Here is a 26,265-nt window from a genome sequence, read left to right as displayed (position 1 = left end):
GGAATGTCGCGAGAGGAGACACCCTCTCCCCAACCCTCCCCCGCAGGCGGGGGGAGGGAGCGCACCGCCGTTGCGGCGCTAAAACGGGCGAATCAGCCCAGTTTCCGGCCGATCTCGAGGAATTTCTGCCGCCGCTGCTTGCGGATGGCGTCGGCGTCGAGGTCCCGGAGCTCGTCGAAGGCCTTGGCGATGGCTTCGCCCGTGGTGGCGATCATGGCCGCGGGGTCGCGATGGGCGCCGCCGACCGGCTCCTTCAGGATCTGGTCGATCACGCCGAAGCGGAGCATGTCCTGGGCGGTGATCTTCATGTTGTTGGCGGCTTCCTGCGCCTTGGTGCCGTCGCGCCAGAGGATGGAGGACGCCGCCTCCGGCGAGATCACGCTGTAGATCGCGTGCTCCAGCATCAGGACCTTGTTGGCGGTGGTGATGGCGATGGCGCCGCCCGACATGCCCTCGCCGGTGATGATGGCGACGTTCGGCACGGTCAGCGCCAGGCAGGCGTCGGTCGAGCGTGCGATCGCCTCGGCCTGGCCGCGCTCCTCGGCGCCGATGCCGGGATAGGCGCCCGCGGAATCGGCGAGCGACAGCACGGGCAGGCCGAAGCGCTCGGCCATCTCCATCAGCCGCACGCATTTGCGATAGCCTTCGGGCCGCGCCATGCCGAAATTGTGCCTGATACGGCTGTCGGTGGAATCGCCCTTCTCCTGGCCCATCACGCAGATCGGCTCGCCGCGGAAGCGGCCGAAGCCGGCGACCAGCGCCTCGTCCTCGCCGAACTTGCGGTCGCCGGCGAGCGGGGTGAATTCGGTGATCAGGCCCTTGATGAAGTCGTTGAAATGCGGCCGCTGCGGATGCCGCGCGACCAGCGTCTTCTGCCACGGCGTCAGGTTCTGATAGAGGTCGGCCAGCGCCTGCGCCGCCTTGTCCTCGATCCGCCCGATCTCGTCGCTGATGTCGGTGCCGGACGCCGCGAGCGCCCGCAATTCATCGACCTTGGAGTCGAGCTCGGCGACGGGCTTTTCGAAGTCGAGATAGCTGCGCATCTGGTCTTGCATCAACTCAATATAGGGGGACGGGGCCTTGGAGCGAAGCGAGCTTAGGGTTGCGAAAGGAAGTGTAGCGTCTTCAATGGTTTGGCTTGTGCGCTCGTGTGGCGCCAGCCAAATCAATCGGTGAGGCCCCGGCTCTTTCTGCGGAGATGCGGCCGAAGTCAAGGCGGTTCATGGGGTCGCCGTAGCCCGGATGAGCGAAGCGATATCCGGGGCAGGTCGTGCCTTGGGCACAATCCCGGATGTCGCTTCGCTCATCCGGGCTACGACAGCCCCGTCCGGGGCACGAGACCCGTCTACTTCTCCGCCAGCGGGTGCAGGTCGCGCACCAGGCTCTTCAGCCGTTCCTCGACCACATGGGTGTAGATCTGCGTGGTGGAGATGTCGGTATGGCCGAGCAGCGTCTGCACGATGCGCAGATCGGCGCCGTTGTGCAGGAGGTGGCTGGCAAAGGCGTGGCGCAGCACGTGCGGGGAGACCAGCCGGGCCTGCAGGCCGGAGGCGACCGCGAGCTCCTTCAGATCGCGGGCGAAATGCTGCCGCGTCAGATGTCCGCTCTCGCCGAAGGAAGGAAACAGCCATTTCGAGGCGGCGAGGCTGTCTTTCTTCTTCTCGGTCTTCGCGGCCTCCGTCGCGGCAAGGTAATCCGCCATCGCCTGCCGCGAGGCCTCGTTGAGCGGCACCAGGCGCTCCTTGTTGCCCTTGCCGCGCACCACGATCATGCGGGCGTCGCGCTTGGCCGCCGAGCGCGGCAGCGCCACCAGTTCGGAGACGCGCAGGCCCGTGGCGTAGAGCACCTCGAGCAGGCAATAGAGCCTGAGAGCGCGCAGCCGTTTCGCCGGCGAGGCCTCTTCCGCCTCGCTCAACTCCTTGGCGCGGCGGAGCATGCGGTCGACATCCGCGATCGACAGCACCTTGGGCAGGCCGCGGCCGCGCTTGGGGCCGGACAGGATCGCGGCCGGATCATCACCGCGGATGCGCTCGTTGAGGAGGAAGCGGTAGAGATGCCGCATCGCCGACAGGCGGCGGGCGACGCTGGTGGATTTGAAGCCGCGGATGTCGAGATCGGCGAGATAGTCGCGCAGCGTCTGCGTTTCCGCGTCCACAAAATTGTGGCCGACGCGGCCTAGGAAATCCGAGAAATCGGTGAGGTCGCGGCGATAGGCATCGAGCGTATTGGGCCCCGCGCCCTGTTCCGCCGCGAGCATGTCGAGGAACAGGCCGATGAGCTTGGCGTCTGAGGGCTTGGTGGGCATGCCTCTGAGGCTAGCGCCTATTTCTTGAGAAATTTATCCGGCGGGATCGTCACCGTCATTTCCCGTGGCTTGGGATTGACGAAGTTCGCCAGCGCGAACACCACGCCATAGACGATGCCGGCGATCACGGCGACGACCGTCAGGAAGCGGAACAGGCTGGGCATCGTTCTGGGGTCTCGGGCAGAGGACTTGGATAGGGGTCTTGAGTAGGGCTCTTGGTAGGTCTTGGCAGCCAAATTAACCAATGGAATCATCCAACATGTTCGCCGTTTCGTGGCAAGAGTCCTCTGGCGAGGGCCCCCATGGGATCGTATAGGTGGCCAAAGCCTGCCGCCCCCGGCGGCAGTTCGAGCGAGATCCAATCGAGCGAGACAATGTCCGACGCCGCGGTGCCAGCACAAGCGACCCCTGAGGCCGACATCCTGTCGGCCCTCGGCGCGCGCTCGATCGTGCTGGTCGGCATGATGGGGGTGGGCAAGTCCACCATCGGCCGGCGGTTGGCGGCGCGGCTTGGCCTGCGATTTCTCGATGCCGATGTCGAAATAGAGGTGGCCCACGCGGGCATGACCATCCCGGAAATCTTTGCGACCCATGGCGAGCCCTATTTTCGCGACGGCGAGGCCCGCGTGATCGCGCGCCTGCTCGAGGGCGGGCCGATCGTGCTGGCGACCGGTGGCGGCGCTTTCATGCGCGAGGAGACGCGCGCGCGCATCGCGGCGAAGGCCATCTCGATCTGGCTGAAGGCGGACCATGACGTCATCATGCGCCGCGTGCGGCGCCGTGCCGACCGTCCGCTGCTTCAGACCGCCGATCCCGAAGGAACCGTGACGCGCCTTCTCGCCCAGCGCGAGCCGGTCTATGCCAATGCCGACCTCACCATCGCCTCGCGCGACGTGCCGCACGACCGGATCGTCGAGGAGTGCATCGAGGCGCTGCACGCCCATCTCTGCGGCGGACAGGCCGCCCAACCACCTGCCGACGTTGCGAGTGCCGTACGATGACTGCGCCGTTGAAACATTCCGATCCAGTCAAGGTCGACGTCGCGCTCGGCGACCGCGCCTATGACATCGTCATCGGCCGCGGCGTGCTGTCTTCGCTTGGGGAACGGGTCGCAGCCTTGCGGCCGGGCGTGCGCACGGCCATCGTGACCGACCGCACCGTCGCGAAATACTGGTTCGAGGCGGCCGAAGCATCGCTTGCCGCAAGCAACATTCTGACCTCGCGGATCGTCGTCGAGGAAGGCGAAATCTCCAAGACCTATGCGGGCCTCGAAAAGGTCAGCGAAGCCCTGATCGCCGCCAGAATCGAGCGCAACGATCTCGTCATCGCACTCGGCGGCGGCGTCGTCGGCGATCTCGCCGGCTTTGCCGCGGCGATCCTGCGCCGCGGCGTCGATTTCGTGCAGGTGCCGACCTCGCTTCTCGCGCAGGTCGATTCATCCGTCGGCGGCAAGACCGGCATCAACTCGCCGCAGGGCAAGAACCTGTTAGGGGCCTTCCACCAGCCGGTGCTGGTCATCGCCGACACCGCCGTGCTCGACACGCTGTCGCCGCGCCAGTTCCGCGCCGGCTATGCCGAGGTCGCCAAATATGGCGTGCTCGGCGACGAGGCCTTCTTCACCTGGCTGGAAAAGAACCATTCCGACATCTTCAAGGGCGGCTCCGCGCGCGAGCACGCGATCGCGACCTCGTGCCGCGCCAAGGCGGGCGTCGTCTCCCGCGACGAGCGCGAGACCGGCGAGCGCGCGCTGCTCAATCTCGGCCACACCTTCGGTCATGCGCTGGAAGCGGCGACCGGCTTCTCCGACCGTCTGTTCCACGGCGAGGGCGTCGCGATCGGCATGACGCTGGCGGCGCAGTTCTCGGCCAGGCTCGGCATGATCGGCGAGGCCGATGCGATGCGCGTCGAACGGCACCTGATCGAGGCCGGCCTGCCGACGCGCCTGCAGGACATCGCCGGTTTCGCGCAGGAAGGACTTGCCGATGCCGATGCGCTGATGGCGCTGATGGCGCAGGACAAGAAGGTCAAGCGCGGCAAGCTCACGTTCATCCTGCTGGAGGCCGTGGGACGCGCGGTGATCGCCAAGGACGTCGAGCCGACCTTGGTGCGCGATTTCCTGCAGTCGAAACTGTCGCAGTGATGGCGGGACCGTTCAGGCCGGCCGTCCGCGAAACGGCCGGGAATGCCGAGGCGGTCGCGAGGCAAACATGAGTTCGATCTCGATCAATCTGCTGCTGGCGGTCCTCCTGCTCGCCGCCAATGCGTTTTACGTGGCTGCGGAATTCGCGCTGGTGAAGAGCCGCGGCTTTCGCGTCAAGGCCATGGTCGAGCAGAATCGCTTCGGCGCCCGCCTGCTGCAGACGATGATGGGAAACATCGAATCCTATCTCGCCTGCTGCCAGCTCGGCATCACCATGGCCTCGCTCGGTCTCGGCTGGATCGGTGAGCCGACCGTGTCGGCGCTGCTGAGTCCGATCCTCCAGCCGCTCGGTCTGTCGGAGGCCACGCTGCACTTCGTCTCGTTCGTGGCGGGTTTTCTGGTTTTCTCCTCGCTGCACATCATCATCGGCGAGCAGGTGCCGAAAACGCTTGCGATCAGGGAGCCGATGCCGGTGTCGCAGTGGATCGCCTATCCGCTGCATGTCTCCTACCTGGTGTTCTATCCGTTGAGCTGGTGTCTCAACGCGGCTTCGAGCGGGATCCTGCGTCTGATCGGGGTCCAGGAGTTTTCGCAGCACGAGATCCTGACGGATTCCGAGATCGAGGGCCTGGTCGAGGAATCGGCCGTGCACGGCAAGATCGAGAGCGGCGAGGCCGAATACATTCACAACGTCTTCCGCCTTGGCGAGCTGACCGTGTCTGACGTGATGGTTCATCGCACCGCTATGGTGATGATCAATGCCGATCTGCCGCCGGACGAGCTGGTGCGCGAGGTGCTGGCCACCGAATACACCCGCATTCCGCTGTGGCGCGACAAGTCGGAGAACATCATCGGCATCCTGCACGCCAAGGATCTGTTGCGGGCCATCCGCGCGTCGGAGGGCGATACCTCGCGCATCGACGTCACCACCATCATGCTGCCGCCCTGGTTCGTGCCGGAAATGCGGCCGATATCCCAGCAGCTCAAAGCGTTCCGCCGTCGCAAGACCCATTTCGCTCTCGTCGTCGACGAGTATGGCGAGGTCGAAGGCCTCGTGACGCTGGAAGACATTCTGGAGGAGATCGTCGGCGATATCTCCGACGAGCACGACGTGGTGGTCGCCGGCGTCCGCCGTCAGCCCGACGGCTCCGTCGTGGTCGACGGCTCCGTGCCGATCCGCGATCTCAACCGCGCGCTGGACTGGCACCTGCCCGATGAAGAGGCAACGACGGTCGCCGGCCTCGTCATTCACGAAGCACGCTCGATCCCCGACCGCGGCCAGAGTTTTACCTTCCACGGCTTCCGCTTCCGCGTCCTCCGCCGCGAGCGCAACCGCATCACCGCGCTCCGTATTTCGCCGGTGGCACGCGAGGGTGAGCTGGAGGAGACCAAGCCGAGACGGGCCGGAACGTCGTTTTAGTTTTGCTCACGTTGCACCAGCATCGTCATTCCGGGGCGATGCGGAGCATCGAACCCGGAATCTCGAGATTCCGGGTTCGGCTCTTTGAGCCGCCCCGGAATGACGGAGCTAGCCTTCCCCCGGCGCCTGCGCCTGGATCGCGAGCGCGTGCACGCCGCCGGAGAGTTCCGCGGCGAGCGCCGAATTTATCATGCGATGGCGGTCGACCCGGCTCTTCCCTTTGAAGGCGGCAGACACGATATACACCCGAAAGTGCGTCTCGCCGCCCGGCTGATGGCCGGCGTGGCCCTCATGCAAGTGTGACTCGTCGACGACCCGCAGGCTTTCCGGCGTGAAAGCTTCCTGCAACTTGTTGCTGATAGTGTCTTTCATGACCATGAGTGCCATTAAGGGACGCGACCGCGACCCGTCAACTCCCGGGCCTCACGCTAATTGCAATGTCAAGACTTGAAGGTTTTTGCATTGCGTAGTCAAAGTCAGCCATGCCGATCGATTCATCAAAGTTCTTCGACTCCATCCGCGTCAAGCCGCGCGGCAAGCAGGCGGAAGCGAAGCCGCGCGACAGCGTGGTCGCCTGCGAATGGACCGGCTGCCAGAACAAGGGCAGCCACCGCGCGCCGAAGGGCCGTGAGAACCAGCGCGAATACTGGCACTTCTGCCTCGACCACGTGCGCGAGTACAACCAGAACTACAATTTCTTTTCCGGCATGAACGCCGACGCCGTCGCGCGCTACCAGAAGGATGCGCTGACCGGTCACCGGCCGACCTGGAAGATGGGCGCCAATGGCGGCAAGAAGGGTGCGGAAGCCGAGATCGACATGGCGTCTGACCCGTTCAGCATGTTCAGCGAGATCAACGGCCGCGCGAGCTGGCGGAAGGGCCCGGACGCCCAGCCGAAGGCCGAGACGCGCAAGGTGATGAACGCCGAGCGCAAGGCGCTCCAGGTCATGGGCCTCGGCCCCAGCGCGACGCTCGCCGACGTCAAGACCAAGTACAAGGCGCTGGTCAAGCAGCACCACCCCGATGCCAATGGCGGCGACCGCTCCACCGAAGATCGCCTGATCGAGATCATCAAGGCGTATAATTATCTGAAGACGGTCGTGCGGGAGGCGTAGGGCCTCCGCGCCTGGTTTGGATGCCGCCCGCCCGGAAGCGGACGGCACCTTCGTCGTTACCTTGTCCGACAGACACGGACGCGCTTGACGACGCGGCGTCCATGATAGCCGCGCGTGACCACGGTGCGTACGGTGCAGACCCTTCTCGGAACGTAATGATAGCGTGCGTTCACGACGTCCCCCGGCACTGAAGCGTTTGGGATGGGATGCGCCGGCAGCGCATGGGCTGGCACCGCGAGTGACGACAGAGCGAACAGCGTTCCGGCAGCGAGGGCGTAGGAGAGCTTCTTCATTACCATTCCTTTTCGTGACTGCCCCTGAAGACATTCGTAGGGGCGAGCATGAATGCGCGGCCAGCGTCTTTGTTCCCGCTGGCCGCTGAGTCCTTCCGTCGCGTGCTCGAAAAGGCCCGGAGAAAATCAACTCTGACGAGCCCGGATATCGTGCTTGCGTCTAATCTGCAGGCATCGCCCCCACGTAGGACGAACTCGGCCGGATCAACCGTCCCGTCCGCTGCTGCTCGCGCGCGTGTGCGGTCCACCCCGCGGCGCGTGCCACCGCGAAGATCGGCGTGAAGGCCTGCCTTGGAATCGCGAGCGCGTCGAGCAGGATCGCAGTGAAGAACTCCACATTCGTCTCCAGCGGTCGCTCCGGATTCTTCCTGCGGAGCGCGCTGCGGATATAGGCCTCGACCTCGCCGGCGAAGGGCAGGTCGGCGCCGTTGGACGCCAGCGCCTCGATCGCGGTCTTCAGGACGTCGGCGCGCGGGTCGCGCACGCGATAGACGCCGGTGACCGAAGCCCATCATCCGCTCGCCGCGCGAAAGCGCCGCGTCGACCCACGGCTTGATCCGTTCACGCGAGCCGATCGCATCCAGCATTTCCAGCACCGGCTCCGGTGCGCCGCCATGCAGGGGACCGGTGAGCGCGCAATAGCCCGCGGTCACGGCGGCGAACAGATCGGCTTGCGTCGAGGCCACCACGCGCGTCGTGAAGGTCGAGGCATTCATGCCGTGGTCGCAAACGGTGACGAGATACGCATCGAGCGCGGTGACCTCGCGCGTTGCGGGCGCGCGCCCGTGCAGCATGCGCAACGTGTCGGCAGCGTGGCTCACGCCGGGATCGGGCGCGACCGGCTCGAGCCCCTTGGCGCGGCGGACCAGCGCGCCCGCGATCACCGGGAACGCGCCGACGATGGTCGCTTCATGTTCGAGCCCGTGCTCGGCGCGAAGCGCGGCGACGGCTGCGCGAAACCCGTCGACTGTGCCCATGCCGCGCGTCGCCGGCAAAAGGTCGGGCAGCCGCGCGAAGGCGCGCTCGCGCGCAGTGCCGAGGCTTGCCCGCACATTGGCTTCGCTGAGCGTGGTCTTGCTGGCGCCGTTCCAGAGCCGGGCGGTGACGCCTTCGAAACTCGATTTGGCGGCGAGGCTGCCGACATGCTCGCCGGCGATGATCAGCTCGCCGCGCTCGCCATCGACATGGCTCAGCACGGTTTCGGCCGCGGGGACGCCGTCCAGCCCGATCTGGCTCTTGGTCAGATGAATGTTCATGGCCTGTCTCCTTTCATTTCACGCCGGCAAGGTCGGGCCACTCGACAGATTGATCAATCTTGATTACGTAAATCAATATGAAAAATTCCGATGGGCTGTACCTCTCCGCCCGGGAAGCCGCCGCCGAGCTCGCGATCTCTCCGGCCACCCTCTACGCGTATGTCAGCCGTGGCCTGATCCGATCCGAGCCGACGCCGGATTCGCGCAAGAACCGCTACCGCGCCGAGGATGTCCGGGCGCTGAAGGAGCGCCGCGTACCGTCGCCGGAGCCGCGCGGGCTGCGCAGCTTCGATGCCGACCTGCCGGTGATGGACACGGAGATCTCGACCATCACCGAGGAGGGCGCGATCTATCGCGGCGTCAATTGCGTCGATCTTTCCGAGAGCGACACGCTGGAGCACACGGCGACGCTGCTCTGGGATGTCTCCGGCGTCGATCCGTTCGATCCGGACAATCAGCCGGAGATATCCGAGGAGATGCGCGCGATCGCGGCGGCCGCGCGTCGGGCGGCGCCGATCGACCGCGCCATCGCCGTGCTGGCGCTGGCCGCGAGCGCCGATCCCCGCGCCTTCACCCGCGCGCCCGATGGCCGCGCCATGGTCGGCGCGCGCATCGTCCGCCTGCTGGTCGGGACCATGCTCAACGCCGAGCCGTCGGCCGAGCCGTTGCACCAGCAGATCGCCAAGGCCTGGGCGGCGGACAACAAGCATGCGCCGGATCTGATCCGCCGCGCGCTGGTTCTGCTCGCCGATCACGAGCTGAACGCCTCGACCTTCACCGCGCGTTGCGCTGCCTCGACCGGTCTCAATCTCTACGATTCCGTCATCGCCGGGCTCGCGGCGCTGAAAGGGCCGAAGCATGGCGGGGCCGGCGTGCTGGCCTCGCAGCTTGTGAAAGCGCTGGTCGACCGCGACGTCGAGCCGATGGTGCGCGAGCGCGTCGCGCTCGGCGAGCGTTTTGCCGGCTTCGGCCACGGCGTCTACAAGCGCGGCGATCCCCGCGCGCAATCGCTGCTGAACGCATTGTCGCGCGCCGGCGCGCCGCGCAAATTCACCCGCGAGGTGCCGGAGCGCATCGCGGAAGCCACCGGCGAGTTCGTCAACATCGACTATGCGCTCGCAGTCCTCGTGCACGCGCTGCGCCTGCCCGCCGGCAGCGAGCTCGCTCTGTTCGCCATGGCCCGCAGCGTCGGCTGGATCGCGCACGCGAGCGAGCAGTTGCAGTTCGGCAAGCTGATCAGGCCGCGGGCTAGGTATGTCGGGCCTGCGCCGGGACGGAGGGCGGGGAGTTCGTGATCGCTTCCATTTGCGATCCGGTTCACGGCGGCAGCAGAAGCGCTTAATTGCTTTCCGTCCCGTCCACCTCCGGGCACGCTTGCAGCACCTTCGATCTTCTCGGGAGCCATTTGTGTTGCAAGCCGCCGCCCTAACTCGCCGCCCCCTTCGCACCTCGGCCGAACTGAGTTCGGCGATCGCAATGGCATACGAGCGCATCGAACGCGACCGACACCGCAATTGCTGGATCCATGTGAAGCCCATGGAAGAGGCGCTGGCGGAGGTCGAGGCTCTCGCACGGCGCGGCGCGCAGGGCGAATTGCTGCCTCTGCTCGGTGTGCCTTTCGGCGTGAAGGACAACATCGACGTCGAGGGCATGCCGACCTCGGCGGCCTGTCCGCCCTTCGCCTATGTTGCGGAGCGATCGGCCCGGTGCGTCGAGCGCCTCGCCGCGGCCGGCGCAATCTGTCTCGGCAAGACCAATCTGGATCAATTCGCAACCGGGCTGTCTGGCGCCCGGTCACCTCACGGCGTCTGCCCAAGCGCCGCCGATGATCGCTATATCTCGGGCGGATCGAGCTCGGGCTCGGCCGTCGCCGTGGCGGCCGGACACGTTGCCTTTTCACTTGGCACCGACACCGGCGGCTCAGGCCGGGTGCCGGCAGGTTTCAACGGCATCGTCGGAATCAAACCGACGATCGGGCTTGTCTCATCCCGCGGGCTCGTTCCGAACTGCCCCACGCTCGATTGTCCGTCGATCTTCTGCAATTCCGTAACCGAGGGCAAATTGCTGCTGGAGCTCATCGAGGGCTTCGACGAAGAGGATCCCTACAGCCGCGAAGCGCGCGGCCCGTCATCCGCCATCCCGAACGAATTCCGCTTCGGACGCATTTCCGCCCCGCAGCTCAATTCATTCGGGCTGCCCGAATGCGACGCGCTCTACGAACAGGCTTGCGGGAGACTGGCGGGACTGGGAGGCGAGGCCCTCGAGATAGACTTCACACCTTTCGCCGAGGCCGGCGAAATGCTCTTCTCGGGACCGTGGATCGCCGAACGATACGCGGCGGTCAGCAGGCTTTTTGACGTCGATCATGGAGATTTGCTGGAGGTGACGCGCAAAGTCCTGCATTCTGCGGCGCAATTTTCGGCGGCTGACGCATTTGCGGCGCAACATCGTCTCGCGAAGTTGCGGCGGCAGGTCCAGCTTCTGTTCAAGCAGATCGACGTCCTGGTCGTGCCGACTGCACCGCGACCTTTCACCATTGCGGAAATGCTGACAGACCCCATCGCGCTCAATACGCGTCTTGGTCACTACTCCTATTCCGCCAATCTGCTGGATCTGTGTGCGGTGGCGCTTCCCAATGCGACGCTCACCAGCGGCATGCCGATGGGCGTCACCCTGCTGGCACCCGCATGGCACGACCACGCCCTCCTGGACTTCGCCTCGCGATGGCAGCGGGGCGATGGCGACGCCCTGTTCGGGCTGAACGTCTATTCGCGCACCGCCGGTTAGAGCGCGATGAAATGAGGATTGATCGCTGCGACGACGGAGGTGCGCTCCCTCTCCCGCTTGCGGGAGAGGGTTGGGGAGAGGGTGCTTCGGCAATAGGACAATCCCCAAGAGGAGAAAGCCCTCACCCGGCGCTTCGCGCCGACCTCTCCCGCAAGCGGGAGAGGTGACATCGCGCCTTAGACGATTTCGAGGTCGAGCGCGCGCAAATTCAGAATGACGATCAGGCCCCTGTCGTAGCGGATGATGCCTCTCGCCTGCATGCGAGAGAGCTGCACCGTCACCCATTGTCGTGTCGCTCCGATCAGGTTGGCGAGATCGCCATGGGTGAAAGGAATGCCGAGCACGATCTCGCGACCGTGCTGCGAGCCGTAGATATTCGAGAGAAAGATCAAGAGACGCTGCAACCGCTCGGTCACCGATCGTGTGCCGAGCATTTGCGCCATGGCCGAGTAGCACCTTGCCTTGAAGGCCAGCGCATCCAGCAGCGCCACCGCGATGGTCGCCGACTGAAGCGCAAGCCCGCGCAGCGCGGGGCCAGGCAGAAACAGGAGCCGGCTGCGCTCGATGGCAACCGAAGACCACATATGCGCTCCGGTGCCGAAGAGGTCGGGGCCGCCGACGAAATTGCCGGCGAACCAGTAGGCGAGCGTCACCTCACGCCCCGAAGGTGCTGCGTAATAGCTGCGGATCCGGCCGGACTCGATCAGGTATATGCCGTTCTGCGTGTCTCCCTGGCGCCAGATGTGCTTGCCGGTGTCCAGGACCTCGTGGCGACCGATTGCCAGCACACGGTGCCGGTCGGCCTCGCTCAGAGGGTCGAGCAAGCCTGGCAGCGATCTGACCAGAGCATCCGACTCCGCCAGCATGATCCCGGCTGTCGTCTTGAGAGTTGCCGCTGACATCTGTCCGCTCCCTCGTGGCTGGAGCAGATCCATTCAAGAGCTATGCCAGCCTTCGCTGCGGCTAAAAGCGCGATGAATTTTGGTTGAGCCGACACGCGCCCAGAGCTCGAATCACCTCTCCCCGCTGAGGCAAGGTAATCGCATATCAGCCTTCACCAGAGGTCGTCATGGCCGGGACAAGCCCGGCCATGACGATGTGGAGACTATCGTGCCCAAAAATGTACTGCTCATATGCAATAGCCCCGCCGCCGGGGAGAGGTGACCCGCGGACGGCCAGCCGAACCTAGTCTCATCGCACGTTAAGTCACCGCTTCCATTTGCTCGAACGCCTTGCGGCCTTCGGTCCGGATCAGGTCGAGGCAATCCCGCTTGAGCGCGAGATAGGCGGGGTCGGTCAGAATAGCGCTGGAACGCGGGCGCGGCAGGCCCACGGAAAGATCCCGCAGGATGCGGCCCGGCCCGGCGCTCATGATCAGCACGCGATCCGACAGGAGGATGGCCTCGTCAATGTCATGCGTGACGAAAACGATCGTGGCGTTGATCCGGTCGCGCAGTTCGAGCAGGTTATCCTGCATCACGGCCCGGGTCTGCGCGTCCAAAGCACCGAAGGGTTCGTCCATGAGCAGCACACGCGGCTGGTTCGCGAGGGCGCGAGCAATCGCCACCCGCTGCTGCATGCCGCCTGAAAGCGTATGCGGATAGGCGTTCGCGAATTTTGTCAGCCCGATCATGTCGATCAGGTCGTCGGCGATCCGAAGCGCCTCCGTTTTCGACTTGCCGAGCGCGCGCGGTCCGTGAGCGATGTTACGGCGCACCGATTTCCAGGGGAACAGATGCGGTTGCTGGAAGACCATCCCGATATCCGGGCGAGGTGACAGCATCGGCTTGCCGGCCACCATGACCTCGCCTTCGAACGGCCGTTCGAGGCCCGCCATCGCATTCAAGAGTGTAGACTTGCCGCAGCCCGACGGGCCAACCAGCGAGACGAATTCACCCGGCATCACGGCCAGCGACACCCGGTCCACCGCAATGACCTCGCCGCGCGGCACATCGAAGACGATGCTCAAATCCTCGACCCGGATGATCGCTTCCGGCGCTGTCGATGAAGGCTCCGGCGCAGCATCCACGAGCCGGAGCGGCGGTGTCGGTCGAAGCGGGTTGTACATCATCGCCACCATACGGCACGCTCGGCAATGGCCGCGAAGGAACGATCGGCGACGAAGGAGAGCAGTCCGAGCGCCGCCAAGCCTCCCATGACCTGTCCGGTTTGCATGTTCTGTTGCGCAATCTCGATCCGGTAGACGATGCCGGCGAACGCGCCCGCCAGCTCGGCGGCCACGAGCGTGTAAAAGGAGATGCTGACGGCGGTGCGCAGGCCGACAACGATGTAGGGAAGCGCCCCCAGCAGGATGATCTCCGAGAGCATCTGCCGACGTGGCGTGCCGAGCATCAGCGCGGCGCGAACGAGGCCGCGGTCGACCTTCTGAACGCCGATATGGGTCGCGAGCCATACCGTGAAGAACACCCCCCAGACGACCAGAAAGAGTTTGCCGGCCTCCGACAAGCCAAACCAGAGGATCACGATGGGCACGAAGGCGATCGGGGGGATCGGGCGAAGGATATGAAACAACGGCGAGAGCAGGCTCGAGACCAGCCGGAACCGGCCCGTCAGCACGCCGAGCATGATCCCGCCCGCCGTCCCGATCAGGAAACCCACGGTGACGCGGAATAGGCTCGCCGAAAGGTCGCCGAAAAACTGGCCGCTGTGGATCCAGTCGAGCACGGCGACAGCGACCGTCGACGGCGGCGGGAAGAGCACCGCGTTGACGATCCGCGAGCGCGCGATCAATTCCCATACGCCGACGAAAGCCGGCACGGAGAGCGCGCCGACAAGCACGCTCAGGCGTCCGGCCGTCGTCGCACGGTTGTGCCCGCCGGTGCTCATGGATTGGCCGACAGTGTCACACGTGCGGGATCAAGCGCTTTCAGCGGCGCCGCCGCAATGACCTTCGAGAAATCCGGCATTCCCGCTCCCGGCGGGTGATTGCCGGTCGCGAGCCGCCAAGCCGCGTGCGTCTTCAGCGTCTCGAGTAGCTTGTCGTCGAGGCGAACGTGATAGACGTAATCCGACCAGATCGGCGCCAGCTCGTCGCGCTTCATGCCGGTTGCGGCAGCGACGATGTCGATCGCTTCGTTCGGATGAGCCTTGACCCAGCCTTCCGCTTCGATGAGAGCAGCCAGGAATTTGCTGACGATTGCCGGGTTTGCCTCGAGATAGGGCCGCGTCACGACGATGTTGAAGGTCTCCGAGTAGAGACCCTTGGTATCGAGCAGGACGGCCCCCTCGCCGAGCGCCTTCTTTGCATTGGCCACGTGCGGCTCCCAGGTGTCGAACGCGTCGATGCTTCCCGCCGCCAGTGCGGGAAGCATCTCCTGGGGGCGAAGGTTGACGAGCGTGACGTCCTTGGCGGTCAATCCCGCCGCCTTCAGCAGAACCGAGGTGTAGACCTCGCTCCCCGTGCCGGCTGTGAAGCCGATGCGTTTGCCGCGCAGATCCGCTTTGGTCCTGATTGCGGCGGACGCGGCCGTCATCGTCTTCAGATCCGAGTACTCCATGCCGGCGACGAACGCGATCGGCTGCTGGGCCATCGCGGCCGCCGTTACCGGAGCTTCGGCGGTCGTCGCGATATCCGCTCCTCCTCCCATTACCGTGTCGAGGCACTGCTTTCCGCTGGTGAAATTCGAGACCGAGATATCGAGTCCCTGCTTGCCGAAGAGGCCGTTCGCCTTGGCGACAATCGCAAGGCCCGAGATCGGTGCGAGGTTCTGCGCAAGCCGTGCCTTCAGGACCTCTTCGGCTTTGGCCTGGGAAGCCGGATTCAAGATGCCCGCACAGGCCGAGATCGCAAACGAGACCATGCGAAGAGCTATTTTCGAGCGCATGCAACCACCTCCGGTCATGTCGGCGGCCACAACGGCCAGCCCGTGATGGGAGGAGGGTCATCCGAAGGCAATGCGTCGTGAAGCAATTAATCGACAACGTGTCCCGCTGACGAGCATTTGCGCATCGCGGATCCGCAGCGGATCGCAATTTGGGCAACGGAGAGCCCTGTTTGCCCGCCTCTTGTGCGCCGTGCGGTCCAAAGCCTGGAATACTTTGCCGGTCGTGCTAGCTCAGGCTTCCGGCGAACCGTTCGGCGAGCCTGTTTTTCTTGAATGCGTCGGCAACCCAGTCCACGAAGGCTCTCGTCTTCGCGGGCACAAGCTTGCGCGATGCGTGGTAAATCGAGATTGCGCCTGCGTCACAGTACCAGCGTGGCACCAGGCGCAGCAGCGACCCGTTTTCGAGCGCGGGAAGAATGTCGGCGGTGGCAAGCATGGCAACGCCCAGGCCCAACAGTGCCGCCTCGCGCATCGCAGCGGGATCGTTGACCACGATCGACTCGGATAGTGGGGCTTGAACCTCCCGCCCCGAAACATCGCGCATCGACCAGTGCCGGATGCGTCCCGTCTGCAGCGAGCGCATGACGATGCCATCCAGTGCGGCCAGTTCGTCCGGCTTGGTCGGTGATGTTCGCTCGGACATGTAGACCGGAGACGCCACGGCGATGATGTGTGCTGGCGCAAGGGTGCGACTGACAAGACCGGGCAACAATTCAAACCCACCTCCGATCGCCGCGTCATAGCCTTCACCGACCAGATCGACCTGACGGTTCTCGAAGTGCCACTCAGGGCGGACCTGCGGGTAACGGGCCAGGAAGCCCGGAAGCAACGGCAGGATATGGGCTGTGCCGAATGTCGGCGGCAGGCTTATCTTGAGAACGCCCGCCGGCTCCTCGCGTCCGGTCGATGCTCCGGCGATTGCGGCCTGCAATCCCTCAAGATGACCGGCGATGGCTGTGCGAAACGTCTCCCCGGCCTCGGTGAGCGTCAATCTCCGTGTTGAACGATGAAATAATCGCACGCCGAGATTGCGCTCCAGCATGGCGACGTTGCGGCTGACGGCTGCCGGAGTCAGCGAAAGACGTCGGCCAGCCTCCGAGAAGCTGCCGCACTCAGCGCTGCGAATGAATGATTCCAGGTTGGCCAGCGTTTCCATGGGCTCATTTGCAAGTGATCGTTGAAAATCTTACGAGCAATACCGTCCTAATCAAAGGGCAATGTTTGGATCATCTCTGGGCCACCGATCAGCTCGCCTGATCCTAAACAGCTCGGAGCATCTCAATGTCCACCATCGGCATCATCGGCGCAGGCAATATTGGCCGCGCAATTGCCCAGGCGCTGGCGCGCAACGGCATCGCCGTGACCCTGTCCAACAGCCGCGGCCCGGACAGTCTTAGGACGACCGTGGCCGAGATCGGTCCGCTCGTGATCGCCGGCACCCGCGAGGAAGCCGCCGCTAAGGATATCGTGTTCGTCGCGGTCAATTGGTCGAAGCTGCCTGATGCCCTTGCCGGCCTGCCGCCATTCGCCGGGCGCATCGTCGTCGACGCCAACAACCCGATCGAGGCGCCGCTGTTCAAGCCGGCAGAGCTCCGTGGTCGCGCCTCGTCCGAAGTTTTCGCCGATCTGGTGCCCGGCGCGCGGGTGGTGAAGGCGTTCAATCATCTCTTGGCGCAGCTTCTCGCAACAGACCCGGCGAGCGACGGCGGCAAGCGCGTGCTGTTCTACTCAGGCGACGACGCTGATGCGAAGGCAAGTGTCGGCGCGCTGATCGACCGGCTCGGATTCTTTGGCATCGATCTCGGTTCGCTCGCGGTCGGAGCCAGGCTGACCCAGTTTCCGGGCGGTCCGCTTCCGGCGCTGAACCTGGTCAAGTTCGGCTGATGGTTCGACGAGGATATTCTCCAACGAGATGAGGAAGGCTGCGAGATGACCACCAATGATATCGATTTCGACCAACTTCTACGGGCCAATTTGGAGCGCGTGAGCGGGACGAGGACAAGCGGCGGACCGCCATTGCCGAGTTGTTCGTTGAAGAGCCCGTGATGTACGAGCCGACGAAGATCGTTCGGGGACGCCTAGAGATATCGCGCGTCGCCGGAGAGCTTCTGGAGCAGTTCGGGCCAACATTCAGGTTCGTACCCGATGGGGTCGCGGTCGGGCATCATGGCTTGGCGCGTTTGGCCTGGCACGCAGGACCCGAGCAGGGGCCCGTCGCCGTGACCGGAGCCGACATTGCCGAAGTCCAAGACGGTAAAATCTCGCGGCTGTGGGTGTTGCTCAATCCGCAGTGAGAGAAGTGGCGCTGCCGAACTAGGCCTGCGGCTTCGACCGTTCGACATTGCCGCCCTTCCGCCTGCGATGGATCCATACCGCCAAGCCCAGCACGATCGCGACGCCAACCACGGTCAAGATCCAGATGTGCTTGCCGACATGTTCATGATGATGCAGCCCGGCATATTCGTGCAGGGCCGACACCGCCAGCACGCCGGGCAGCACATGCGCAGGTGCCCAGGCCAGGATCGCCGGGATGTTCACCGCGTAGAATTTGGCCGGCGCCATGCCAAGCGCACCGGCGGTCACGGGGACGAAGGCCCGGACCGGCGGCACGAAGCGGGCGAAGAACACGGCCCAGGTACCGAAGCGGTTGAAGAAGCTCTCGCTCTCGGCGACCACGCGGGGGTAGTTGGTCAGCGGCCAGGTGCTGAGGATCTCGCGCTGGCGCCGGTGCCCGATCCAGTAGGCCGAACCGTCTCCGAGCACGGCGCCGAGTGCGGCCGCCAGCAACACCCATTGCAGCTTGAGTTCGCCGCCCGGGACCAGGGCGCTCAGCGCCAGAATGATGGTCGAGCCGGGAATCACCGATCCCACCACCGGCACGGCTTCGAGCAGCGCCGCCAGGAACAGGATCAGATAGCCCAGCCATGCATGGGCCGAGACGAAGGAGATGAGGGGATCGAGGAAGGACGTCACTTCGTCTCTGTGGCGGGCTGGAGCATTTGGAGTTCGGACCCTACCTAAGTAAGCACGTGCGGCAAAAGTGCCATTTGGGCAGGCAGAGGCGTTACCCCGCCCGAAATTCGAGCGTGATTCGCAAGGCAGCCCTCCAAAAACTGCGTTCCTTGCCTATCTAAATGAAAAGACGACGGAACTTTGATTGGAGGGCGGGCTTCTGCCGGCCCCGTGTCTCTGATAGGTTGCTTTTCAGCACCCAGCCGCAGCCAACGTGCGAATAACCGGTTTCGGGACCGCCCGGGACCTCGGAGGATTGATGACGACCGCCGCCCTGTCCAAAGTTGAGGAAGTTTCCGGTCTGCCCGACATGAAAGTGTCGGTTCGCCAGGTGTTCGGGATCGATAGCGATCTCGAAGTCCCGGCCTATTCCGAAGTCGATCCTCACGTGCCCGAAGTCGACGCCGATTACCGCTTCGACCGTGCCACCACGCTCGCCATTCTCGCGGGCTTTGCGCGCAACCGCCGCGTCATGGTGACCGGCTATCACGGCACCGGCAAATCCACCCATATCGAGCAGGTCGCCGCCCGCCTGAACTGGCCCTGCGTGCGCGTCAACCTCGACAGCCACATCAGCCGCATCGATCTCGTCGGCAAGGACTCGATCGTGGTCCGCGACGGCAAGCAGGTCACCGAATTCCGCGACGGCATCCTGCCCTGGGCGCTGCAGCACAACGTGGCGCTGGTGTTCGACGAATACGACGCCGGCCGTCCGGACGTGATGTTCGTGATCCAGCGCGTGCTGGAGGTCTCGGGACGCCTGACGCTGCTCGACCAGAACAAGGTGATCAAGCCGCACCCGGCGTTCCGGCTTTTCGCCACGGCGAATACGGTGGGCCTCGGCGACACCTCGGGCCTCTATCACGGCACCCAGCAGATCAACCAGGGCCAGATGGACCGCTGGTCGATCGTCACCACGCTGAACTATCTCAGCCACGACGAGGAAGTGGAGATCGTGCTGGCCAAGGCCAAGCACTATCGCACCCAGGAAGGCCGCGACATCGTCAACAAGATGGTCCGCCTCGCCGACCTGACCCGCAACGCCTTCGCCAACGGCGACCTGTCGACGGTGATGAGCCCGCGCACGGTGATCACCTGGGCGGAAAACGCCGACATCTTCGGCGATATCGGCTTTGCCTTCCGCGTCACCTTCCTCAACAAGTGTGACGAGCTCGAGCGCCCCCTGGTCGCCGAGTTCTATCAGCGCTGCTTCAACGCGGAGCTGCCGGAATCGGCGGTGAACGTGGCGCTGAGCTGAAGTTCTCTCGGTGTGTCGTCCCGGACAAGCGAAGCGCAGATCCGGGACCCATACCCACAGGGAGTGGTTTTGCGAAGACTCGGAGTTACCAGCTTCGCCCACAACCTCTCCCCGTGGCTATGGGTCCCCGCGTTCGCGGGGACGACGGATCAAGCTGAGCCCGGGACGACGGTGAGATCGAGATGAGCACCACCTCCAACTCCAAATTCCGCAGCAACAAGGAAGCGCCGACCGAGCCGTTCAAGCGCTCGGTCGCCTCCTGCCTCAAGGCGATCGCCAAGACGCCGGAGCTCGACGTCAGCTTCGCGGCCGAGCGGCCTGGCCTTGCGCCGGGCAAGGCGCGGCTGCCCGAGCCCGCGCGGAAGATGACCAGGCGCGATGCCGCGATCGTGCGCGGCCATGCCGATTCCATCGCGCTCAAGCTCGCCTGTCACGATCCCAAGGTTCATCGCAAGCTGATGCCCGGCAATCCGCAGGCGCGCGGCGTGTTCGAGGCGGTCGAGCAGGCCCGCGTCGAGGCGATCGGCGCGCGCCGCATGGCCGGCGTTGCCAAGAACCTCACCGCGATGCTCGACGATCATTTTCATCGCGGCAAGTTCGACGAGATCACCGACCGCGCCGATGCGCCGCTCGCCGATGCGCTGGCGATGCTGGTGCGCGAGCGCCTGACCGGCCTCGCGCCGCCGGCGGCGGCGAAGAAGATGGTCGACCTCTGGCGGCCCATCCTCGAAGACAAGATCGGCAAGCGGCTCGACCGGCTCGACGGCGTGGTCGAGGACCAGACCAGGTTCGGCGACGCCGTGCATGATCTGCTGTCGGCGCTCGAGCTCGGCGACGAGCGCAACGCCGACAGCGAAGACAATGACGAGAACGACGAGAACCGGGACGGCGACAACGACCAGTCCGGCGCCGAAGGCTCGCCCGATTCCGACGCCGCGCAGGAGATGAGCGCCGACCAGGCGCAGGCGAGCTCGGAGGAGATGAGCGAGAGCGCGATGGAGAGCGCGCAGGCCTCGACCTCGGATACGTTCGACGACGGCGAGCTCGGCGACGACGAGACGCCCGGCGAGGCGACGCGCCCGAACGCGCACGGCAAGAACGAGCCGCGCGGGCCGGAATATCACGCCTTCGCGCCCAAGTTCGACGAGGTGATCGCGGCCGAGGACCTCTGCGACCATGACGAGCTGGAGCGGCTGCGCGCCTATCTCGACAAGCAGCTCGCGCATCTGCAGGGCATCGTCGCCCGCCTCGCCAACCGGCTGCAGCGCAAGCTGATGGCGCAGCAGAACCGCGCCTGGGAGTTCGATCTCGAAGAGGGCATCCTCGATCCCGCGCGGCTGTCGCGCGTCGTCACCGATCCCTATCACCCGCTGTCCTTCATGCACGAGAAGGAGGCGACGTTCCGCGACACCGTGGTGACGCTGCTGCTCGACAATTCCGGCTCGATGCGCGGCCGCCCGATCACGGTCGCTGCGACCTGCGCCGACATTCTCGCGCGCACGCTGGAGCGTTGCGGCGTCAAGGTCGAGATTCTGGGATTTACCACGCGTGCCTGGAAAGGTGGCCAGTCCCGCGAGGCGTGGCTTGCTGCCGGCAAGCCGGCCAATCCCGGCCGCCTCAACGATCTCCGCCACATCATCTACAAGTCGGCGGATGCCCCCTGGCGCCGTGCACGAAAAAATCTCGGCCTGATGATGCGCGAGGGCCTCCTCAAGGAGAATATCGACGGCGAGGCGCTGGACTGGGCGCACAAGCGCCTGCTCGGCCGGCCCGAGCAGCGCAAGATCCTGATGATGATCTCGGACGGCGCGCCGGTCGACGATTCCACGCTGTCGGTCAATCCCGGCAACTATCTCGAGCGGCACCTGCGCCACATCATCGAGGAGATCGAGACCCGCTCGCCGGTCGAGCTGATCGCGATCGGCATCGGCCATGACGTGACGCGCTACTATCGCCGCGCGGTGACGATCGTGGACGCCGAGGAGCTCGGCGGCGCCATCACCGAGAAACTCGCCGAACTCTTCAGCGAGACCGCCGCGGCGCCCACGCAGGCACCCGGTCGCCCGCGACGCAAATTGCATTCGTGAGCACGCGTTCATCCCGCCGCAGCTTTCTTGGCCACGCGGCGGCGGGATTTTCCACTCTCGCAGTCTCCCGCCTCGCGCAGGCGCAAGCAACGGCCGAGCCGCCTCCGCGCGCGCTCCAGGTCGAGCATGCCGTCGCGGAGCCCGTCAGCGTCGAAGTCAACGCGCGCAGCATTCCCAATTTCGAGCCGCGCGACCGCTCGCGCACGCGCTTCGGCTCGCTGGACTATCGCAGCGGCCTGGTGCTGACCTCGCCCTATCGCGGCTTCGGCGGCCTGTCCGGTCTCCGCTTCCTCGACGGCAAGGGCGAGCGCTTCCTCGCGATCTCCGACCAGGGCGGCTGGTTCACCGGCGCCATCCGCTATGCCGGCCGCGAGATGACGGGCCTTGCGGACGTCGAGGCCGCGCCGGTGCTGGGCGCCGACGGCCGGCCGATCACCGAGAAGAAGCTTTGGTACGACACCGAGTCGCTCGCGCGCGACGGCAACCTCGTCTATGTCGGGCTCGAGCGCGTCAACCAGATCCTGCGCTACGATTTTGCCAAGGGCGGCACGCGCGCCCGCGGTGAGGTGATCAGCGTGCCGCCGGCCCTGCGCAAGCTGCCCTACAACAAGGGGCTGGAGGCGATGGTCGTCGTGCCCAAGGGCCAGGGGCAGCCGCTCGCGGGCAGCCTGATCGCCTTCTCCGAGCGTGGGCTCGACGCCGACGGCAACCTCGTCGCCTTCCTGATCGGCGGCCCCACGCCCGGCCAGTTCAGCGTGCGGCGGACCGAGAAATACGACATCAGCGATGCCGTGCTGCTGCCCTCCGGCGAGCTGCTCATCCTCGAACGCAAATTCTCCTGGTTCACCGGCGTCAACATTCGCATGCGCTCGATCCCCCTGAAGTCGATCGTACCAGGTGCGCTGGTCGATGGCCCCGCGCTGTTCGCCGCCGATCTCGGCCACGAGATCGACAACATGGAAGCCATCGACGCCCACGTCACGAGCGAAGGCGAGACGGTGCTGACGCTGATCTCCGACGACAATTTCTCGATGCTGCAGCGGACCTTGCTGCTGCAGTTCACGCTGGCGGAATAGGACGGGCGTCGTTCGGCAGACTCCGTTGTGCGTCTCGAGTCTCACCTGTCGCCCCGGATCTGCGCTGACGCTTGTCCGGGATGACAGCGGAATGTGTGGCGTCATCTCGCGCCGGACCGCGATTGCGGAAATGCACGCCGGGGCTACCCGCCATTCCCCCGCGCGCCTAGCAATCCGCGCGTCCCCCATTACACTCCCCCCTGCATTGCCCCTCCCACCTTCCGGAACTCCCCGCATGAGCGTCCTGTTTTCCCCGATCAAGCTGCGCGGCCTGACGTTGAAGAACCGCATCGTGGTGTCGCCGATGTGCCAGTATTCGGCCGATGACGGCGTCGCCACCGACTGGCACTTCACCCACATCAACAATCTCAGCCTGTCGGGCGCGGCGATGTTCTGCATCGAGGCGACGCATGTGGAGGCGATCGGCCGCATCACGCCGGGCTGCCTCGGGCTCTACAGCGATGCCTGCGAGGCCGCGCTGAAGCCGATCCTCAATTCGGTGCGCAGATATTCCTCTACGGCGATCGCGATGCAGCTCGCCCATGCCGGCCGCAAGGCCTCGAGCGCGCGGCCCTGGGATGGCGGCCAGCTGATTCCGGTCAGCGACGGCGGCTGGCAGACGGTCGGCCCGAGCGCGGTGCCGCACAAGGAGGGCGAGGCCGCCCCGCTGGCGCTGGATGCTTCGGGCCTGAAGCGCATCCGCGAGGCCTTCGTCGACAGCGCAAAGCGCGCCGCGCGGCTCGGCATCGACGCCATCGAGGTGCACGGCGCGCACGGCTATCTCCTGCATCAATTCCTGTCGCCGATCTCCAACAGGCGCACCGACGAATATGGCGGCAGCCTCGAGAACCGCATGCGCTATCCGCTAGAGGTGTTCGACGCCGTCCGTGCCGCATTTCCCGCCGACAGGCCGGTCGGCATGCGGGTGTCGTCGACCGACTGGGTCGAGGGCGGCTGGGACCTGGCGCAGACCATCGAATTTGCGCGAGCGCTGAAGGCGCGCGGTGTCGACTGGATCGATGCCTCCTCCGGCGGCGTCTCGCCGCTGCAGAAGATCGCGCTCGGCCCCGGCTATCAGGTGCAGTTCGCGGACGCCATCAAGCGCGAGACCGGCCTGCCCACCATCGCGGTCGGCCTGATCACGGAGGCAAGGCAGGCCGAGGAGATCGTCGCATCCGGCAAGGCCGACATGGTCGCGCTCGCCCGCGGCATGCTCTACGATCCGCGCTGGGCCTGGCACGCCGCCGCCGAGCTCGGCGGCGAGGTCGAAGCGCCCCCGCAATATTGGCGCTCGCAGCCCTCGACGCAGAAATTGCTGTTCGGCAAGACCACGTTCGGCGCCAGGTGAGGGGCGAATGGTGCGATGACGGCGCGATAATCTCCGCTGTCGTCCCGGATCGGCGTGTGCTTTTAGGCGCGCTTGTCCGGGACGACAGCGGGGTGTTGGAGGCGCCGTCCTACCTCACCTCCGTAACTGTCCCCACCTTCCACGCCCCCCGAAACTGGCCTAACCTTCCGCGCAGGCGAGGCAATGGAGGGCTGTCCATGCGTTATCCTGTCCGCAAAGCGGCTCATATCTTCGAGCGCGTCGGCCTTGCGATGGCCGGTGCATCGTGCGGGCTGTTCGTCGGCGCCTATGTCGGATCGGCGATTCCCGTGCTCACCACGCAGGGCTTCCTGCTGCTGATGATGGTGCTCGGCGGCATCGGCTTCTATCTCGGCATCGACACGCCGCAGCTGCCGTTCGACGATGCGCACAGCCAGATCGACGCCGCCGAATTCATGAGCTCCGCCGGCACGCTGCTTGCCACGCTCACCGCCTTCATCTCCGTCTTCGTCATCGTGCTGCGGATCGACCCGCACATGCTCTGGACCTGGCTGGTCCTCGCCGGCTGGCTCGCCGGCGTCGTCATGCAGATCGTCGCGGGCGCCAAGGCGAGGATGCGGAAGTAACTTTCTGACCCTCCCCTCCAGGGCAGGCTATCGCATTTGAGAAACTTTCCCTGCGGCCATCCTTCGAGACGCCCGCCTTTGGCGGGCCCTCAGGATGAGGACCGAGTGCCTGACAGCAGTTTCCGCAAGCAAAGATGCCGCTCAGCCTCATCCTAAGGAGACCGCAAAGCGGTCGTCTCGAAGGACGAGGCGCTCGCTCAGGCGTCGCCAGGAACTCACATGCGATGGCCCTGCCCTCCCGTGGAGAGTCAGCAGCAGCACGGCTCAGAACACCACGCCCACGCGCGTGCCGCGCTTCCAGGCGATGCGGCAGCGCTTCTTGGTGTTGACGTGCAGCAGCTCGAAGCGATCGGGGATCGTCACCTGGCCGCCGAGATCGACGCAGGCCCCGCCGGGCGAATAGTCGATCAGCGTGCAGGGGATCACCGGCGCGCGCGGGTCGGTGATGATCTTGGCCTGGCGCGACACCAGCCCTGCGGGCTTGACGCGGACATGGCGGCGCGGATGCATTGGCACTCTCCTCCAATTCCGCATCTAGCGGCGGGTTCGGGTGACGATAATGCCGGGGAGTTGATGCGAAGCAGCTAAGGCCGGCAGGAGAATTTTAACGAAAAGTGCCGGCGAAGGCTGCAAGCGGCATGCGGATTCTACCCCTGCGTCTGCTTCTTGCCGAAACGGTTCTTCAGACAATTGGCCGACGAACAATACTTTCGGTGCTTTGCGAAAGCCGATCCGTCCATAGCGCAACTGCCGGAGGGACATTGTCCGTTGTCAGTGCTCATCTTGGCTGTCACGGCATGCGTCGAGAACCACCAGCCGCAACTTTGTCGCGGGCTCGATGGCGATCAGCACCCGATCCAGCGACAATGCTTCGTCATAGATGTCGGTGTCGCGTTCGAGAGCGGCATCGATCGGAACGAGATAGTTGACCCCATCGACCTCGATGCCATGACTCGCATAGTAGACGACCGCAACCTCGGCATCGCGGGACCGTTCGATGAAATCGCGCAGCGCCCACCGCGCCCGCCCGCAGAGCGAAGCTCGCCCGTGGGGCGCGTGTGTGGGGCGGGTGATGTCCCGGCAGGGGCCGTGCTCAACGCAAGGGACCGTCATCCCATCCCGTCATACGGGCCCCTCTGACACCTGGCGCCTATGATCCGTCGCGGCATGCGCTCGCGATGTAGATGCCCAGCTCGTTGGTCTTGATGAGCGCGTACGGATCGGCCACTCCTTCTTCCCGCAGCCATTCAATCTGCAATTCGTAGGCCTGGCGTTCGTAGGCAGCAATACAGGGAAGGACGATGTTGTTTGCCCTCTGCACGTGGTGCACCACTTCGTGCAGCAGAGTGCTTTTCTGTCGCAGATCATCGGGTCGCCAGCCCTGAGGCAGGTAGATCGCCCCCTCGTCGCGATTGTAGAGCGCGTGCAACTCCAGCCCGCGGTCCTCCGGCGAGCCATGTCGCATTGCCATGTCCGCCGCTGTCACGAAATGGATCCGCGGATGATCAGGAGCCGACAAGCCGGTCTTGGCAACGATCCATGCGATGTAGATTGCGATCAGATTTTCCAAGGAAACGGCTTCCTGCAGTAAGATGCGCAGCGCGGCCTGCTGGTGACGAGGATTTTCGAGTTTCCTATTCTGCTAGGTTGGCCCCGCGGCGGATTGCCTGGGATGCGCGATCAGATGTGCGTACTGACGCAGGATCCGATCAGCCTGA

At 65.1% G+C, this 26,265-nt stretch carries 26 protein-coding genes and 2 pseudogenes; 13 read left to right on the top strand and 15 right to left on the bottom strand.

The features are described from left to right. Positions 1-92: 92 nt before the first annotated feature. The 3 genes from IVB23_RS19030 to IVB23_RS19020 all read right to left on the bottom strand — a co-directional run bounded on the left by IVB23_RS19030 (position 93) and on the right by IVB23_RS19020 (position 2,469). A complete protein-coding gene (locus tag IVB23_RS19030) occupies positions 93-1,055 on the bottom strand; it encodes an acetyl-CoA carboxylase carboxyltransferase subunit alpha (protein WP_247804673.1) in 963 nt (320 codons plus the stop codon). 290 nt (positions 1,056-1,345) lie between these two features. After that, the gene (gene xerD / locus IVB23_RS19025) at positions 1,346-2,305 is read right to left on the bottom strand and encodes a site-specific tyrosine recombinase XerD (RefSeq protein WP_247804672.1); all 960 of its coding nucleotides are present in this window, start codon (positions 2,303-2,305) and stop codon (positions 1,346-1,348) included. A gap of 17 nt (positions 2,306-2,322) precedes the next feature. Then, positions 2,323-2,469: a hypothetical protein gene (locus IVB23_RS19020; RefSeq protein WP_035669499.1), complete on the bottom strand. Its 147-nt coding sequence runs from the start codon at positions 2,467-2,469 to the stop codon at positions 2,323-2,325. Between the two features lie 210 nt (positions 2,470-2,679). On the opposite strand from IVB23_RS19020, the gene IVB23_RS19015 reads away from it, so the two are divergent. The 3 genes from IVB23_RS19015 to IVB23_RS19005 all read left to right on the top strand — a co-directional run bounded on the left by IVB23_RS19015 (position 2,680) and on the right by IVB23_RS19005 (position 5,865). Further along, positions 2,680-3,306 (top strand): shikimate kinase, encoded by a 627-nt coding sequence (locus tag IVB23_RS19015; protein ID WP_061882636.1) that lies wholly within the window; start codon positions 2,680-2,682, stop codon positions 3,304-3,306. After that, positions 3,303-4,445, top strand: coding sequence for a 3-dehydroquinate synthase (aroB, locus tag IVB23_RS19010; protein ID WP_247804670.1), 1,143 nt, complete (start codon positions 3,303-3,305; stop codon positions 4,443-4,445). Before IVB23_RS19015 ends, aroB begins: the two co-directional genes overlap by 4 nt. A gap of 67 nt (positions 4,446-4,512) precedes the next feature. Continuing rightward, positions 4,513-5,865, top strand: coding sequence for a hemolysin family protein (locus IVB23_RS19005; protein WP_197969529.1), 1,353 nt, complete (start codon positions 4,513-4,515; stop codon positions 5,863-5,865). 108 nt (positions 5,866-5,973) lie between these two features. Here the strand turns inward: IVB23_RS19005 and IVB23_RS19000 are convergent, their stop codons facing one another. Then, positions 5,974-6,243, bottom strand: a complete 270-nt coding sequence (locus IVB23_RS19000; protein WP_061882723.1) for a BolA family protein — start codon at positions 6,241-6,243, stop codon at positions 5,974-5,976. Positions 6,244-6,347: 104 nt separating this feature from the next. On the opposite strand from IVB23_RS19000, the gene IVB23_RS18995 reads away from it, so the two are divergent. Beyond that, on the top strand, positions 6,348-6,980 hold the full coding sequence (locus IVB23_RS18995) for a DnaJ domain-containing protein (protein ID WP_061882633.1): 633 nt from the start codon (positions 6,348-6,350) through the stop codon (positions 6,978-6,980). A gap of 56 nt (positions 6,981-7,036) precedes the next feature. Here IVB23_RS18995 and IVB23_RS18990 read toward each other — a convergent pair whose 3' ends face one another. Next, entirely contained in the window at positions 7,037-7,273 is a 237-nt protein-coding gene (locus IVB23_RS18990; RefSeq protein ID WP_061882632.1) for a hypothetical protein, read from the bottom strand. 160 nt (positions 7,274-7,433) lie between these two features. Further along, positions 7,434-8,529 (bottom strand): annotated as a pseudogene (locus IVB23_RS18985) (citrate synthase/methylcitrate synthase). Positions 8,530-8,606: 77 nt separating this feature from the next. Between IVB23_RS18985 and IVB23_RS18980 the strand changes: the two are divergent. Both IVB23_RS18980 and atzF read left to right on the top strand, forming a co-directional pair. Continuing rightward, positions 8,607-9,824 (top strand): citrate synthase family protein, encoded by a 1,218-nt coding sequence (locus tag IVB23_RS18980; RefSeq protein ID WP_247804669.1) that lies wholly within the window; start codon positions 8,607-8,609, stop codon positions 9,822-9,824. Between the two features lie 112 nt (positions 9,825-9,936). After that, on the top strand, positions 9,937-11,316 hold the full coding sequence (atzF, locus tag IVB23_RS18975; protein ID WP_247804668.1) for an allophanate hydrolase: 1,380 nt from the start codon (positions 9,937-9,939) through the stop codon (positions 11,314-11,316). Between the two features lie 176 nt (positions 11,317-11,492). Here the strand turns inward: atzF and IVB23_RS18970 are convergent, their stop codons facing one another. The 5 genes from IVB23_RS18970 to IVB23_RS18950 form a co-directional block, all read right to left on the bottom strand. Beyond that, positions 11,493-12,218 carry a Crp/Fnr family transcriptional regulator gene (locus tag IVB23_RS18970; RefSeq protein ID WP_247804667.1) on the bottom strand — a complete coding sequence of 242 codons (726 nt, stop codon included), beginning with the start codon at positions 12,216-12,218 and terminating at the stop codon, positions 11,493-11,495. 299 nt (positions 12,219-12,517) lie between these two features. After that, positions 12,518-13,396, bottom strand: a complete 879-nt coding sequence (locus IVB23_RS18965; protein WP_082822244.1) for an ABC transporter ATP-binding protein — start codon at positions 13,394-13,396, stop codon at positions 12,518-12,520. Then, complete coding sequence (locus IVB23_RS18960; protein WP_061882627.1) at positions 13,384-14,163, bottom strand: ABC transporter permease; 780 nt, start codon at positions 14,161-14,163, stop codon at positions 13,384-13,386. The genes IVB23_RS18965 and IVB23_RS18960 overlap by 13 nt, the downstream gene beginning before the upstream one ends. Continuing rightward, positions 14,160-15,161, bottom strand: a complete 1,002-nt coding sequence (locus IVB23_RS18955) for an NrtA/SsuA/CpmA family ABC transporter substrate-binding protein (protein ID WP_247804662.1) — start codon at positions 15,159-15,161, stop codon at positions 14,160-14,162. Before IVB23_RS18955 ends, IVB23_RS18960 begins: the two co-directional genes overlap by 4 nt. 226 nt (positions 15,162-15,387) lie before the next feature. Further along, a complete protein-coding gene (locus tag IVB23_RS18950) occupies positions 15,388-16,317 on the bottom strand; it encodes a LysR family transcriptional regulator (protein ID WP_247804660.1) in 930 nt (309 codons plus the stop codon). A 125-nt stretch (positions 16,318-16,442) separates the two neighbouring features. Between IVB23_RS18950 and IVB23_RS18945 the strand changes: the two genes are divergently transcribed. Both IVB23_RS18945 and IVB23_RS18940 read left to right on the top strand, forming a co-directional pair. Further along, on the top strand, positions 16,443-17,045 hold the full coding sequence (locus IVB23_RS18945) for an NAD(P)-binding domain-containing protein (RefSeq protein WP_247804659.1): 603 nt from the start codon (positions 16,443-16,445) through the stop codon (positions 17,043-17,045). Positions 17,046-17,206: 161 nt separating this feature from the next. Further along, a complete protein-coding gene (locus IVB23_RS18940; protein WP_247804657.1) occupies positions 17,207-17,455 on the top strand; it encodes a nuclear transport factor 2 family protein in 249 nt (82 codons plus the stop codon). Positions 17,456-17,474: 19 nt separating this feature from the next. Here the strand turns inward: IVB23_RS18940 and IVB23_RS18935 are convergent, their stop codons facing one another. Then, positions 17,475-18,134, bottom strand: coding sequence for a DedA family protein (locus tag IVB23_RS18935; RefSeq protein ID WP_247804656.1), 660 nt, complete (start codon positions 18,132-18,134; stop codon positions 17,475-17,477). Positions 18,135-18,432: 298 nt separating this feature from the next. On the opposite strand from IVB23_RS18935, the gene cobS reads away from it, so the two are divergent. The 5 genes from cobS (at position 18,433) to IVB23_RS18910 (ending at position 24,547) form a co-directional block, all read left to right on the top strand. Beyond that, entirely contained in the window at positions 18,433-19,431 is a 999-nt protein-coding gene (gene cobS / locus IVB23_RS18930) for a cobaltochelatase subunit CobS (protein WP_061882621.1), read from the top strand. Positions 19,432-19,613: 182 nt separating this feature from the next. Next, positions 19,614-21,518, top strand: coding sequence for a cobaltochelatase subunit CobT (gene cobT, locus IVB23_RS18925; protein ID WP_061882620.1), 1,905 nt, complete (start codon positions 19,614-19,616; stop codon positions 21,516-21,518). Beyond that, positions 21,515-22,594: an esterase-like activity of phytase family protein gene (locus IVB23_RS18920; RefSeq protein ID WP_247804654.1), complete on the top strand. Its 1,080-nt coding sequence runs from the start codon at positions 21,515-21,517 to the stop codon at positions 22,592-22,594. Before cobT ends, IVB23_RS18920 begins: the two co-directional genes overlap by 4 nt. A gap of 235 nt (positions 22,595-22,829) precedes the next feature. Further along, positions 22,830-23,942 (top strand): NADH:flavin oxidoreductase/NADH oxidase, encoded by a 1,113-nt coding sequence (locus IVB23_RS18915; protein ID WP_247804652.1) that lies wholly within the window; start codon positions 22,830-22,832, stop codon positions 23,940-23,942. Between the two features lie 197 nt (positions 23,943-24,139). After that, positions 24,140-24,547: a hypothetical protein gene (locus tag IVB23_RS18910; protein WP_247804650.1), complete on the top strand. Its 408-nt coding sequence runs from the start codon at positions 24,140-24,142 to the stop codon at positions 24,545-24,547. 264 nt (positions 24,548-24,811) lie between these two features. Here IVB23_RS18910 and IVB23_RS18905 read toward each other — a convergent pair whose 3' ends face one another. The 3 genes and pseudogenes from IVB23_RS18905 to IVB23_RS18895 all read right to left on the bottom strand — a co-directional run bounded on the left by IVB23_RS18905 (position 24,812) and on the right by IVB23_RS18895 (position 26,117). Continuing rightward, entirely contained in the window at positions 24,812-25,057 is a 246-nt protein-coding gene (locus IVB23_RS18905) for a PilZ domain-containing protein (protein WP_165936267.1), read from the bottom strand. 276 nt (positions 25,058-25,333) lie between these two features. Then, positions 25,334-25,567: pseudogene (locus tag IVB23_RS18900) on the bottom strand (caspase family protein); the annotation flags it as partial. A 130-nt stretch (positions 25,568-25,697) separates the two neighbouring features. After that, positions 25,698-26,117, bottom strand: coding sequence for a DUF6647 family protein (locus IVB23_RS18895; protein WP_247804648.1), 420 nt, complete (start codon positions 26,115-26,117; stop codon positions 25,698-25,700). Positions 26,118-26,265 lie beyond the last annotated feature (148 nt).

It is taken from the genome of Bradyrhizobium sp. 191 (assembly GCF_023100985.1).
GTDB classification, from domain to species: domain Bacteria; phylum Pseudomonadota; class Alphaproteobacteria; order Rhizobiales; family Xanthobacteraceae; genus Bradyrhizobium; species Bradyrhizobium diversitatis.
The sequence above is the reverse complement of the archived record's forward strand: the minus strand, read 5'-3'. Positions and strand labels throughout refer to the sequence as shown.